The sequence below is a fragment of the Sphingomonas liriopis genome, assembly GCF_024211255.1.
Lineage (GTDB): Bacteria > Pseudomonadota > Alphaproteobacteria > Sphingomonadales > Sphingomonadaceae > Sphingomonas > Sphingomonas liriopis.
The window spans coordinates 1-13,339 of the sequence record NZ_JAMLDY010000020.1 but is presented as its reverse complement, the minus strand read 5'-3'; the positions used below and the strand labels follow the sequence as shown (position 1 = coordinate 13,339).

Here is a 13,339-nt window from a genome sequence, read left to right as displayed (position 1 = left end):
GCCGTCATGCCGGACTCGTTCCGGCATCCACGGTTCCGCACAACCAGAAAGCGTTGCTCGCGCGGCTCACACGGACAACCCGAGCCGATAAACCCGATTCGCGTTGCGCCCGAACAGATCGCGCCGCTCGTCCTCGGACAGGTCCGCGGTCAGCGCGTAATACGTCTCCATATACCGGTCGATCGGTGCGAACAGCCGATCGGTCGGCGCATCGCTCGCCACCATCGCGCGATGGGTGCCGAACAGGTCGATCGTCTCCAGCAGCAACGGCCGCACCCGTTCCGCCGTCCAGTCGCGCCAGATGAAGCCCAGCCCCGACAGCTTGACCGCGACCTGCGGCAATGCCGCCAGCGCCGCCATCCCCCGCCGCCAGTCGGCCAGGCCGTCCGCATCGCTCATCACCGGCATGCCGAGGTGGTTGACGATCACCGGCACCTCCGGATGCCGCGCGAACAGCGCCGCCAGCGCCGGCATCTGCCCCGGATAGCATTGCAGATCGAACGACAGCCCATGCCGCCCAAGCGCCGCGAACCCCGCCTGCCACCGGGGGTCCTGCGTCACGTCGCGGTCTGTGTAGCTGCGCTGCGCATCGGCATGCCAGTTGACGATCTGGCGGATACCGCGAACGCGCGGATGCGCCGCCTGTGCGGCGAGCGCGGCGTCCGCATCGGGCGCATCGAGCGCCGCGAAGGCGACGATGCCGCTCGGCAATCCGGTCGCCTCCGCCTGTCGCTCCAGCCACGCGGTCTCGCGCAACGCGTCGTCGGGATGCGCACCCGCATCGATATGCACCGCACCGACGAGGTTCCAGCGCGCGAGCTCGGCACGATAGGCGACGACGTCATAGTCGCGCGCGATTCCCTCGGCGCTGCCGTTCGGCCCGTCGCCCGAAAAGGGTGGGGTCAGCCACGGATAGCGGACATGCGACAGGTCCCACAGATGGACGTGCGCATCGACGAACGGAACGGTCATCCGCCTTGTCTCCGGTTGCTGGCCCCCGCCACCCTCACCCTTCCGCGGCTTCGGGCACCCATGAAAGTAATACTTTCATGGGACCCTCGTCGCTCCCTCCCTCTCCCGCCGGGAGAGGGAAGAGGCGCGCAGCGCCGATAGGGTGAGGGTGAGGGTGAGCGCGATGGCTCAATACGTCGTCCGCCCCCCGGACGTGTCGAACACCGACGCGGTCGTGAAGCTGCATTCCTCGCTCGCCATGAAACACACCATCGCGGTCGATTCGTACACCTCGCCCAAACGCCCCATCGGGATCTTCGAGCGCATGTAATCGACCTGGCTCTGCGGCAGCTGCTCGAGGATCGGACTCTCGAACGTCGCCGGGGTCAGCGCGTTGGCGATGACGCCCTTGCCCGCCAGTTCCTTGCCGAGCGATTTGGTGAAGCCGATCACCCCCGCCTTGGTCGCCGAATAGGCGGACGCATTGGGATTGCCTTCCTTGCCCGCGACCGACGCGACGTTGACGATCCGGCCATAGCCGTTCGCCAGCATCGCCGGCACGATCGCGCGGTTGCAATAGAACAGCCCGTTGAGGTTGACCCCGACGACAGCCAACCAGCTGTCGATGGGAAATTCGTGCACCGGCACCGTCGCCCCGGTGATCCCCGCCGAACAGACCAGAATGTCGATCTTGCCGAGCGCCGCCAGCGTCGTCTCCGCCGCCTTCGCCACCGCATCCGCGTCGGACACGTCGAGCGCGACGACATGCGCCGCACCGATCTCGTCCTTGGCGGACGCCAGCGCATCGGCGTTGAGATCCCACAACGCCACCGTGCCGCCCTCGGCGACGATCCGCCTCGCGACGTCCTTGCCGAGCCCCGACGCGCCGCCGGTAATCACCGCGTGGCGCCCCTCGAACCGTCCCGCGAAGCTCATGCCGCGGTTCCAGTCCAGGCGACGAAGTCCTGGCGCTGCTGCCCCAGCTTCTCGATGCCGAGTTCGACGACGTCGCCCGCCTTCAGATACCAGGGTTCGGGCTTCTGGCCGAGGCCGACGCCCGGCGGCGTCCCGGTAGTGATGATGTCGCCGGGGAGCAGCGTCATCAGCTTCGAGACATAGGCGACGATCGCGGCCACGCCGAAGATCATCGTCGACGTGCTGCCGTCCTGCACGCGCTTGCCGTTGACCGACAGCCACATCGACAGGGCCTGCGGATCGCCGACCTCGTCGCTGGTAACCAGCCACGGCCCGACCGGACCGAAGGTCGGGAAGCCCTTGCCCTTGTCCCACGTCGGCCCGCGCTCGGTCTGCCAGTGACGCTCGGACACGTCGTTGACGACGACGAAGCCCGCGACGTGGCGCAGCGCATCGGCTTCCGACACGTTGTTGGCGGCGGTGCCGACGACGATGCCGAGTTCGACCTCCCAATCGGTCTTGAGCGAATCCTTCGGGATCGTCACCGGATCGTTCGGCCCCTGCAGGCACGATATCCACTTGTTGAACACCACCGGTTCATCGGGGATCGGCAGGTTCGATTCGGCGGCGTGGTCGGCATAGTTGAGGCCGATCGCGACGAACTGGCGGGTGCCGCTGAACGGCACGCCGTAGCGCGGATCACCCTCGACCACCGGCAGGTCGTCGACCGGCAGCGCCGCGAGGCGCGCCAGCCCCTCGGGCGACAGCTCGGCGGGCGAGATGTCGGCGACATGCGCGGACAGGTCGCGGATGCGCCCCTGTGCGTCGATCAGGCCGGGCTTCTCGGCGCCCGGCTGGCCAAAACGGCAGAGCTTCATGGGAGGGGTCTTTCTACGACGATCAGTGGGTGTAGGGACGGTGCATCGCGATCTCGCGATTGAGCTCGACGCCGAAGCCCGGCGCATCGAGCGCGCTCACCTTCAGCCGGCCGTCCTGCGGCACGGGCTCGCCGATCAGCTGGGGATGGAACATCGGCACCACCTCGGTCGGGCCGGGGTGCATCATCAGATATTCGGCGAACGGCGAATTGTGCCGCGTGATGACGAAATGATAGCTGTAGACCGACGATCCGTGCGGCACGACCATCTTGCCGTGCGCATCGGCCAGCGCGCTGATCTTCAGCAATTCGGTGACGCCGCCGCACCAGCCGACATCGGGCTGGATGATGTCGCAGCAATCCATCTCGAGCAGCATGCGAAAGCCCCAGCGCGTCGCCTCATGCTCGCCGGTGGTGACCAGCATCCCCTTGGGCACGTTGCGCTTGAGCTGTTGATAGCCCCAGTAATCGTCCGGGCTGATCGCCTCCTCGATCCATTTCAGGCCGTAGTCCTGCGCGGCGATGGCGAGGCGCGTGGCGTAATCCACGTCCAGTGCCATCCAGCAATCCCACATCAGCCAGAAGTCGTCGCCGCACTTCGCGCGCATGTCGGCGAGTTCGGCAATGTTCTTGTGCAGCCCCTCGACACCCTCGGCCGGCCCGTGGTGCAACGGCATCTTGCCGCCGATGAAGCCGAACTCCTTCGCCTTGTCGGGCCGCGCGCCGGTCGCGTAGAATTGCAGCTCGTCGCGCACCGCGCCGCCCAGCATATGGTACACCGGCTCCTGCCGCAGCTTGCCGAGCAGATCCCACAGCGCGAGATCGACGCCGGAAATCGCGTTGATGACCAGCCCCTTGCGCCCGTAATATTGGGTCGAGAAGTACATCTGGTCCCAGATCTTCTCATAATCGGTCGGGCTGCGCCCCTCGAGGAAGCGCGCCAGGTGCTTCTCGACGATGAAGCAGGCGGGCTCGCCGCCGGTGGTCACTGCGAAGCCGATCGTCCCGTCCTCGGCCTCGATCTCGACGACCAGCGTACCGAGCACGTTGATGCCGAAGCTCTGCCGCGACTGGCGATATTCGGGATAGCGCGACATCGGCGTGGCGATGTGGTTGTCGATCCAATGGCCTTCGCCCTGGTCGTGATAGTCGGCACCGCCGCCGCGCACCGTAAAGGCGCGGACATGCTTGATCTTGGGCAAGGACACGATTCCCACCAGCAGCTCCCATCATCGCAATCGGGGGCTGCCACCGTCTGTCGCAACGGCGGAACGGCATCCCCTCGAGCGTTTTACTTTTACCACTTTATGGGATAGCTCGTTACGACATGAGAAAAGCCGCGTCAAACGCAGACTCCGAATGGGCGAGGAAAACGAATTTGAGCCGGCCTCAACCGCTGCCACACACCCGTCGTCACCGCGGACTTGTTCCGGGGTCCACCCCGCCTCTTGGCGTAGGGTTGGAAGTGGGAGCGCATGCCAGGCGGACGAGTGGACCCCGGAACAAGTCCGCGGTGACGGGGACGTTGGCGTGACCGCAGCCCCTGCCCCCCGCGTCGCGCTGTTCGTCACCTGCCTCGTCGACCTCATCCGCCCGCGCATCGGCTTCGCCGCGATCGCCGCGCTTGAAGCCGCCGGCTGCGAGGTCATCGTCCCCGAAGCGCAGACCTGCTGCGGCCAGCCCGCGCTCAACTCGGGCGACCGCAAGACCGCCGAGGACCTTGCCCGCCGCGCGATCGCCGCGCTTGAGCCGTACGACCATGTCGTCATCCCGTCGGGCTCGTGCGCCGCGACGGTCCGCGTCCATTATCCCGAGATCCTCGAACACGATTCCGTCTGGGGTCCGCGCGCCCACGCACTTGCCGCGAAGACGTACGAAATCATGGCCTATCTCGACGAGGTCCGCGGCTGGCGCCCCGACGGCGTCGCCCTCCCCGCCACCGCCACCTATCACGACAGCTGCTCGGGCCTGCGCGAACTCGGCATCAAACGCCAGCCGCGCCGGCTGCTCGCCGCGGTCGATGGGCTCGCGCTGAAACCGCTGGCGGGGGAGGAGACGTGCTGCGGCTTCGGCGGCACCTTCTGCGTCAAATATCCCGCCATCTCCAACGCGATCGTCGGCGAAAAGGCTGCGGCGATCGACGCGAGCGGCGCGGAACTGTTGCTGGCGGGCGACCTCGGCTGCCTGATGAACATGGCGGGCAAGCTGCACCGCGACGGCTCCCCCGTCCGCGCCTTCCACGCGATCGAGCTGATCGCCGGCATGGGCGACGGCCCGGCGATCGGGGAAGAGGCATGAGCTTCGCCACCCGCGTCGATGAGGCGCTCGCCGACCGCAATCTCAAGCTCGCGGTCGAGCGCACCGCCGGCACCGCCGAGGCCAAGCGCACCCTCGCGGTCGACGCCTTCCCCGATTTCGACGCCGCACGCGACCGCGCCGCCGCGATCAAGGATCACGTCGTCGCCAATCTCGGCCATTACCTGCAAGCGTTCGAGGCGAACGCCACCGCCGCCGGCGCGCAGGTCCATTGGGCGCGCACCGCACAGGAGGCGTGCGACATCGTCGTGCGACTCTGCAAGGCGGCAAACGCGAAGAGCGTCGCGCGCTCGAAATCGATGCTCGGCGAGGAGATCGGCCTGCCGCACGCACTTGCGGAAGCCGGCATCGGCCGGATCGAGACCGACCTTGCCGAACATATCATCCAGCTCAGCGGCGAGCGCCCGTCGCACATCATCTGGCCGGCGATGCACAAGACGCGCGAACAGGTTTCCGCGCTGTTCAAGGCGAGCCACCGCGCCCCCCACGAGGAAGAGACGATCGCGGCGATGGCGGAAAGCGCGCGCCGCCACCTGCGCGAAGGCATGCTCGCCGCCGACGTCGGCATCTCGGGCGCCAATTTCCTCGTCGCCGATACCGGCGCGGTCTGCACCGTCACCAACGAGGGCAATGCGGAGCTGTCGCTGGTGCCGCCGCGGATGCATATCGTCACCGCGGGGATCGAGAAGATCGTGCCCTCGACCGGCCATGCCGTCCACCTGTTGCGCATGCTGTCGCGCTCGGCGACCGGCGCGCCCTTGAGCCAGTATACCACCTTCTATACCGGCCCGAAACGCGCGCTCGACCGCGACGGACCGGAAGAGATGCACATCGTCCTCGTCGACAACGGCCGCACGACGATGCGCGAGGAGGGGCTGGCCGAGATGCTCCGCTGCATCCGCTGCGGCGCGTGCATGAACCATTGCGTCGTGTTCCGGCAGATCGGCGGCCATGCCTATGGCGGCACCTATCCCGGCCCGATGGGCGCGGTGCTCACCCCCGCGTTCGACGGGCTGAAGCAGAGTCGCGACCTGCCCAACGCCTGCACGCTCAACGGCAAATGCCAGGAGGTGTGCCCGGTGCGCATCCCCCTCCCCACGCTGCTGCGCGGCTGGCGCGAGAAGAGCTGGCGCGAAGGGCTGGAACCCGCCAGCCTGCGCTCCGGCCTCGGCACCTGGGCGTGGTTCGCACGTCGCCCGCGCCTCTACCGCGCCGCCACCGCCACGGCGCTGCGCGCGATGCGGCTGATGGGGCGTAGCGGCTGGCTGACCAGACTGCCGCTCGCCGACGGCTGGACGCGCTATCGCGACATGCCGCGGCCCACGGAGGAAAGTTTCATGGCGCAATACCGGAAGGGCCGCCGGTCGTGACCGCCCGCGCCGATATCCTCGCCCGCCTCACCGGCACCGCCACCCCCGCCGGAATCGCGGCGGAGGCCGCCGCGCTGCTCATCGCCCCCGAACGCCCGCGGGTCGACCCGGCGCAGGTGGAGGAGACGTTCCTCGCCCGCCTGACCCTCTCCAGCGTCGCGGCGACGGTCGATCGCATCGCGACGCTCGCCGACCTGCCCGCCGCGATCGCGCGCTATTGCGCCGATCAAAGCCTGCCGCTCACGCTCTGCGTCCCCCCCGACCCACGTCTGGGGCAATGCGACTGGACCGGCTTCACCCTCCACGACCGCGCCGCGCCCGACGAACCCGCCGCGCTCGCCATCGCGCGGTGCGGCGTCGCCGAAACCGGCAGCCTCGTCTTCGAGACGGGCGCCGCCGCACCGATGCTGCCCAACTTCCTAGCGCTCCACCATATCGTGGTGGTGCCGCAGGTGGTCGCCTATCTCGAGGACGCGACGCTCCCCGGCGCCCATCCGCGCGCGCATTACTGGGTCACCGGCGTCTCCGGCACGACCGATATCGAGGGCACCTACGTTCGCGGTGCACACGGGCCGCGCTTCCTGCACGTCATCCGGCTGGGATGATCGGTTCGTTTCGGTCGGCCGATGTGTACGTGGGCGATCCGATCGGCTAATCCTCCCACGAGCTGGGGAGAGAGCATACCGTGACCACCATTGCCAGCGCCCGGGCGGACGCCGCCGACGATGCCGCCGAAGACACCGGCCGCACCGCCAAGGCGGGCACGCAGACGCTCGACCGCGGCCTCGACCTGCTCGAACTGGCGGTGCGCGAATCGGGCACCGTGCTGCAGCTGGCGCAGCGCAGCGGCCTGTCGCGCGCGATCGCCTATCGCCTCGTCGGCTCGCTCGCCGCACGCGGGTTCCTCGCCACCGGTCCCGGCGGGCAGGTGCGCGGCGGTCGCCAGCTGCTGCGCCTCAAGCATCTGGTCCAGGACCAGACCGACCTCGTCGCGCTCGCCCGGCCGCAGCTCGAATGGCTGGCGCAGGAATCGGGGTTGAGCGCGTTCATGGGCCGGCGCGAGGGCGACGAATCGGTGCACATGCTGCGCATCGCCGGCGCCGAGCGCGTCGCGGTCATCACCCAGCCCGGCACCCGCCGCCGGCTCGCCGAGACCGGCCTCGGCAAGGCGCTGCTGCTCGACGAGACCGAGGGATCGTGGCGCCGCCTGTTCGGCCAGGCCGCGGAGCCGCACCGCCAGGGCGACTGGCCGGCGCAGATGCGCGCCGCGGTGGAGCGCGGCGTCGTGCTGCAATGCGGCCCCGCGCCCGACCATATCCATTCAGTCGCCGCGCCGGTGCGCGACGCCGCCGGCCGCATCGTCGCCGCGATCAACGTCGCCGCCGCCGCACCCTATCTGTCCGCGACCCGGATGGACGAGCTCGCCCCCCTGCTGCGCACCGCCGCCGCCGCGATCGGCGAGGCGCTCGGCAACATGAAACCAGGATGAAGCCGGCGAGGCGGCGGCCGTCACCGAACCGCAACGCCGCCGCCACACCCCGCGGCTAGGCGCGGCCTTCGAAGGCACATTGCCTCGAAGGGGATTGTTTCATCATGACGAACACGCTCGGCAGCCGCGCGCTGCTGATGATCGGCGTCGCCGCGGCCGCCCTCGGCGCCGCGCCCGCCTTCGCCGCGGACACCAGGGCCGCCACGCCGGCCGCCGCGACCGATCCGACGACGGCCGCGCCCGCCGCCGATCCCGCCCCCGATCAGCTGACCGACATCGTCGTCACCGCGACCAAGCGCGAAACCAACCTGCAGAAGACGCCGATCGCGATCAACGTGCTGGGCGGCCAGGACCTCAAGGACCGCCACGTCCAGAGCCTGTACGACCTGGCCGACGGTGCGGTCCCGTCCTTGCGCATCGCGACGTTCGAGGCGCGCCAGACCGCGCTCACCATCGGCATCCGCGGCATCGTGCCCCTGGACGCCAACCAGCCCGCGCGCGAACAGGGCGTCGGCATCTACGTCGACGGCGTCTATCTCGGCCGCCAGCACGGCCTCAACGCCGCGCTGTTCGACGTCGAGCGGATCGAGGTGCTGAAGGGCCCGCAGGGCACGCTGTTCGGCCGCAACACCGAAGGCGGCGCGCTGTCGATCGTCACCAGGGCGCCGACGGGCAAGTTCGCCCTGCGCGCCACCGCCGGCACCGCCACCTATGGCGGCTACAACGCCGACGCGCACCTCGACCTGCCGGCGATCGCCGGCTTCGCGATCAAGCTGGACGGCGTCATCCAGCATCAGGATCCGACGACGACGAACCCGCTCGCCGGCCAGACCGGCTGGAACTATTTCCACCGCCGCGGCGGCCGCGCCGCGGTGCGCTGGCAGCCGATCGACGGGCTGACCGACGATTTCGCCTATGACAACGGCTACGATTCCAACTCGCCGTTCTACAGCCAGCTGCTCAACTACAACCCGAACGGGTGCGCCGCCGGCACGCAGGCGTCGCAGCCCAATTGCTACCTGCCCGGCACCAACTACACCAACCTGACCGGCACGGTGAAGCCGCCGCTGCCCGGCGTCGTCGTCAACGGCACCAGCCGGCAGCGGATCGCCGACATCGGCGTGCCGCAGCAGCCCAGCATCGACAAGACGCACGGCTTCACCAACACGCTGAAATACGCCGCCAGCCCCGCGGTCGAGCTGCGCTCGATCACCGCCTGGCGCGGCGTTTCCTCGACCCAGTGGGACAATTCGGGCGGCGCGCACCGCGTGCCGGTCGTCGCGCCCGGCTGCACGGGCAACGCCTGCAACTTCAGCCGCTACAGCCTCGCCGACCTGTACCAGCATCAGTTCAGCCAGGAATTCCAGGCGGTCGGCGGGTTCGACCGGCTGCAGTATGTCGCCGGCCTGTACTATTTCTACGAACACGCCAGCGACGACGCGGCGACGCCGAACTCGAACGCGATCGCCGGCTACACCACCGCCGGCCAGACCAGCGGCTATATGAACGTGATCCTCGATCCGTGCACCGGCTCGGCGGGCTTCGGCTCGACGCAGGGCTGTCGCTCGATCGACCGCGCCTCGGAAGTCTGGTCGCGCAGCTACGCCGCCTACGGCCAGCTGACCTATGACCTGACCGACGCGCTGCACTTCACCGCCGGCGGCCGCTACACGCACGACAAGAAGCGCGGCGTGCTGCACTTCTCGCGCAACATCAACTATGACACCGCGCCGCAGACCGCCGCGATCAACGGCTACAAGCCGCTCGACAAGACGTGGGACCGGTTCAACCCGATGGCGACGCTGGCCTATGATTTCAGCAGTACCATCCACGGCTATGCCAAATATTCGACCGGCTATCGGGCCGGCGGCGCCAGCTCGCGTACCGCCAACTATCAGGCCTTCGATCCGGAGGACGTGAAGGCGTACGAGCTCGGCCTCAAGACCGATTTCTGGGATCGCCGCGCGCGGTTCAACCTTGCCGGCTACATCATGGATCGCAAGAACAGCCAGGTCGACATCAGCTCGATCCAGCCGACCGCGACCGGCAGCTTCAACAACCTCGTCACGATCAATGCGCCGGGCATCACCAGGATCCGCGGCGTGGAAGCGGACCTGACCGTGCAGCCGGTCGCCGGCCTGACGCTGACCGGCTCCTATGCCTATACCTACACCAGGATCCCGCCGGTGCTCATCAGCGCGACGGCGGGCGGCACGACGACGAATGTCTACCAGAACTTCTACATCGTCTTCACGCCCCGCAACGCGGCGAGCGGCGCGATCGACTACAGCCTGCCGGTCGGCAGCGGCGATACCAGGCTGCGCTTCCACCTCGACGCGAACTATGCGCAATCGACGCAGGCGTTCGACCAGTTCGCGACGCACAACGATGCCTCGTTCATCGTCAACGGCCGCGTCGCGCTCGCCGACATCACCACCGGCGACCGCAAGCTGACGCTGTCGGTCTGGGCACGCAACCTGCTCGACGAACAATATGTCTTCCGTCGCGACCCGTCGAACAGCCTGCCCGGCTCGCCCTCGACCAGCGTGACGACGGGCAGCGTCAACAACGTGCTCGGCGACTACGGCAACTTCAACGCACCGCGCACGATCGGCCTGGAAGCCTCGATCGCGATGTAAGCGCGGGGGAGTCTTCGCCCCCAAGCGCCGGTCGGCCCGGTTCCCGTCAGGGAAGCCGGGCCGATTGCGTTGGCCGGTCTGCCCCTTGTCGCCCGAGCCACCAGGACCTCAAATCAATACGAGGCGTGCAAAACCCTCTTCACCTCCCCGGCGAAGGCCGGGGCCCAGTCGGGAAAACGGTCGCAAGTCATTACAAACCTTAACCCAGCTGGACCCCGGCCTTCGCGAGACCTTTGCGAAAGTCCGCGCCCTTCAGTGCTCCCGCGCAGGCGGGAGCCCAGAGCCAAGCAAAACGACAGCTTATAGGGATCGGGACTCCTGGGCTCCCGCCTGCGCGGGAGCACGAATAGGGTTTTGCGGAGGTCTCGCCTTCGTCGGGGATGCGCCATCGGATAGTCGCGCGGACTTTCGCGGACGCTCCGCACAGGGCCGGGGTAACGGAACGCACCGCCCCTCAAGCCAGCGGCACCTCGATCACCACCCGCAACCCCGGCGCCGCATCCTCCAGCCACAGCGCACCGCCGTGCAGCCGCGCGATCGCCGCGGCGAGCGGCAGGCCCAGCCCATGCCCCGCGGTCGAACGGCTGCGGTCGAGCCGCCCGAACCGGCGCAGCGCCAGCGCGCGATCCTCATCCGCGATCCCCGGCCCGTCGTCGGACAGCGTCAGCACCCCGCTCGTCCCCCGGCGCCCGCCAGCCAGCACGATCCGCGTGCCCGCCGGCGTATGCCGCGTCGCATTGCCGATCAGGTTGATGAGCGTCTGCGTCAGCAACTGCGGGTCGCCGCGCACCGGCAGCGGCGGCAGCGCCGCGACGGCCAGCGTCCGGCCGCCGTCCTCGACCACCGGCGCCATCATCCCTGAGACCTCCCCCGCCAGCGCGCTGAGATCGATGTCGGCGAATCCCGCCCGCCGCGCGCCGCCCTCGACCTCGGCGATGCGTAGGATCGCGGCGAACATCGCCAGGATATCGTCGTTCTGCGCGATCGCCGCCGCCAGCCCCTCGCGCAAGGCCGGCGTCTCGGCGCGGCGTTCGAGCTGGACCAGCTGGCCGCGCAGCCGGGCGAGCGGGCTGCGCAGGTCGTGCGCGATGTCGCTCGACACGCCGGCGATCCCGCGCATCAGCTCGGCGATGCGATCGAGCATCGCGTTGAACGCCTCGGCCTGCGCGTCGAAGGGACCGCCATCGCCCTCGGTCGGCACGCGCCGCTGCAGGTCGCCCTCGACGATCGCCGCCGCGGTCGCGCGCATCGCGCCGATCCGCCGCGCGATCAGCCGTGAAAAGCCGGTCAGGCCGATCGCGACGACCAGCAGGATCGATCCGAAACCGATCAGATAGATGCGCAACCGCGCGGCGCCGTAATCGTCGAACGGCTCGGTCTCGGCGATCATCGTCAGCATCCGCCCGTCGCCGACGCTGCGGGTATAGGCGCGCCCGGCGCTCAGCCCCTTGATCCCGTCGCCCGCGCGCAGCGAGGCATAGCCCGGCGGCAACCGCCGGCGCAGCGTCACGTTGCCGCCGATCGCCACGCCGCGCGCGTCGGTCAGCAGCGCGCCGATGTCGCCGGTGTCGCGATCGCGGGTCAGCGCCGCCAGCCGTCGCAGCAGCACGGGGGTCGGCAGCACCGGCGTCGGCCGCGGGCCCGCCTCGCCCGCGACCGCCCCCGCCGCCGCCGCGATCCGCTCGTCGACCAGCCGCACGATCGTGCGATGCGTCGCGGTGAAGATCGCCGCCCCCGTCCCCACCGTCGTCGCGAGCAGCGCGGCGACGACGATGGCGGTCAGCGCGCGCAGCGACCGGGGCGCCCGCACCGGGGTCAGCCGCGCAGCATATAGCCGACGCCGCGCATCGTCCGGATCGGATCGTCGCCGCCCGCCGCGGTCAGCTTCTGCCGCAGCCGGCGGATATAGACGTCGACCAGATTGGTATCGGGTTCGAAGTCATATCCCCAGACGCGTTCGATCAGCATCGCGCGGGTCAGCACGGTGCCGGCACCACGCACCAGTTCGGCAAGCAGCTTCAGCTCCAGCTTGGCGAGGTCCAGCGGCTGGTCGTCGCGCCACGCGCGGAAGCGCGACGGGCTGACGACGATATCGCCGGCGCGCAGCGTATCGCTCGATCCTTGCGTCCATTGCCGGCCGCGCAGCACCGCCTGCAACCGCGCGTGCAGTTCGGCCGCCTCGACCGGCTTGACGACATAATCGTCGGCGCCCGCCGCCAGCCCGGCGATCTTGTCGTCGGACTGCCCGCGCGCGCTGAGCATGATGACGGGTATCGAGCGCGCGTCGCCGCGCAGCCGTTCGAGCAGCGCGATCCCGTCGACCCGCGGCATCATCCGGTCGAGCACCACCGCGTCATAAGCGTCCTGGTCGATCGCCGCGAGCCCCGCGCGCCCGTCCTCCGCCACCGCCAGCGCATGGCCGAACCCGGTCAGTTCCTCCACCAGCGCCGCGGCGAATACGGGGTCGTCGTCGACGAGGAGAATCTTCATGCCGGTCGGGTCCGCTCTGGCGCTGATACGCTCGCGAGCGCTGCCGCGCGGCGCGATGGTTGGCAAGATACGCTATACTATTTGCTCCCCTTCCTTCCGGGCAAGACAGATCATGAGACGACGACCGTTCGTCCCGTCGAACAGACCTGACCTCCGCCCAGCCCCCCATCGTCATCAAGTCAGTTGTTGTGTGGTGGGAGGGCATCGCGGATGCGTGCGTTGGCGATGGTGATGATCTTACGCATGAGGGCGGCGATGGCGAGGCGCTTGGGTTTGCCGTTGGCGAGGAGGG

At 69.0% G+C, this 13,339-nt stretch carries 11 protein-coding genes and 1 pseudogene; 5 read left to right on the top strand and 7 right to left on the bottom strand.

Going from position 1 to position 13,339, the window contains the following annotated elements; translation table 11 throughout:
- Nucleotides 1–66 precede the first annotated feature (66 nt).
- From M9979_RS14580 to rhmD, 4 genes are all read right to left on the bottom strand, one after another.
- The gene (locus M9979_RS14580) at nucleotides 67–972 is read right to left on the bottom strand and encodes an amidohydrolase family protein (RefSeq protein WP_254290091.1); all 906 of its coding nucleotides are present in this window, start codon (nucleotides 970–972) and stop codon (nucleotides 67–69) included.
- A 168-nt stretch (nucleotides 973–1,140) separates the two neighbouring features.
- Entirely contained in the window at nucleotides 1,141–1,887 is a 747-nt protein-coding gene (locus M9979_RS14575) for an SDR family NAD(P)-dependent oxidoreductase (protein ID WP_254290090.1), read from the bottom strand.
- Nucleotides 1,884–2,744 (bottom strand): fumarylacetoacetate hydrolase family protein, encoded by an 861-nt coding sequence (locus M9979_RS14570; protein ID WP_254290089.1) that lies wholly within the window; start codon nucleotides 2,742–2,744, stop codon nucleotides 1,884–1,886. Before M9979_RS14570 ends, M9979_RS14575 begins: the two co-directional genes overlap by 4 nt.
- Nucleotides 2,745–2,766: 22 nt before the next feature.
- The gene (gene rhmD, locus M9979_RS14565; RefSeq protein ID WP_254290134.1) at nucleotides 2,767–3,951 is read right to left on the bottom strand and encodes an L-rhamnonate dehydratase; all 1,185 of its coding nucleotides are present in this window, start codon (nucleotides 3,949–3,951) and stop codon (nucleotides 2,767–2,769) included.
- Nucleotides 3,952–4,273: 322 nt separating this feature from the next.
- Between rhmD and M9979_RS14560 the strand changes: the two genes are divergently transcribed.
- The 5 genes from M9979_RS14560 (at nucleotide 4,274) to M9979_RS14540 (ending at nucleotide 10,557) form a co-directional block, all read left to right on the top strand.
- On the top strand, nucleotides 4,274–5,041 hold the full coding sequence (locus M9979_RS14560; protein ID WP_254290088.1) for a (Fe-S)-binding protein: 768 nt from the start codon (nucleotides 4,274–4,276) through the stop codon (nucleotides 5,039–5,041).
- Entirely contained in the window at nucleotides 5,038–6,429 is a 1,392-nt protein-coding gene (locus M9979_RS14555) for a lactate utilization protein B (protein ID WP_254290087.1), read from the top strand. The genes M9979_RS14560 and M9979_RS14555 overlap by 4 nt, the downstream gene beginning before the upstream one ends.
- Complete coding sequence (locus M9979_RS17370) at nucleotides 6,426–7,034, top strand: LutC/YkgG family protein (protein ID WP_254290086.1); 609 nt, start codon at nucleotides 6,426–6,428, stop codon at nucleotides 7,032–7,034. Before M9979_RS14555 ends, M9979_RS17370 begins: the two co-directional genes overlap by 4 nt.
- A gap of 80 nt (nucleotides 7,035–7,114) precedes the next feature.
- The gene (locus M9979_RS14545) at nucleotides 7,115–7,918 is read left to right on the top strand and encodes an IclR family transcriptional regulator (protein WP_254290085.1); all 804 of its coding nucleotides are present in this window, start codon (nucleotides 7,115–7,117) and stop codon (nucleotides 7,916–7,918) included.
- A 104-nt stretch (nucleotides 7,919–8,022) separates the two neighbouring features.
- Nucleotides 8,023–10,557, top strand: coding sequence for a TonB-dependent receptor (locus M9979_RS14540; RefSeq protein WP_254290084.1), 2,535 nt, complete (start codon nucleotides 8,023–8,025; stop codon nucleotides 10,555–10,557).
- 454 nt (nucleotides 10,558–11,011) lie between these two features.
- Here M9979_RS14540 and M9979_RS14535 read toward each other — a convergent pair whose 3' ends face one another.
- The 3 genes and pseudogenes from M9979_RS14535 to M9979_RS14525 all read right to left on the bottom strand — a co-directional run.
- Nucleotides 11,012–12,367 carry a HAMP domain-containing sensor histidine kinase gene (locus tag M9979_RS14535; RefSeq protein WP_254290083.1) on the bottom strand — a complete coding sequence of 452 codons (1,356 nt, stop codon included), beginning with the start codon at nucleotides 12,365–12,367 and terminating at the stop codon, nucleotides 11,012–11,014.
- A gap of 5 nt (nucleotides 12,368–12,372) precedes the next feature.
- Nucleotides 12,373–13,047, bottom strand: coding sequence for a response regulator transcription factor (locus tag M9979_RS14530; protein ID WP_254290082.1), 675 nt, complete (start codon nucleotides 13,045–13,047; stop codon nucleotides 12,373–12,375).
- Between the two features lie 179 nt (nucleotides 13,048–13,226).
- Nucleotides 13,227–13,339, bottom strand: a pseudogene (locus M9979_RS14525) (IS110 family transposase); the annotation flags it as partial.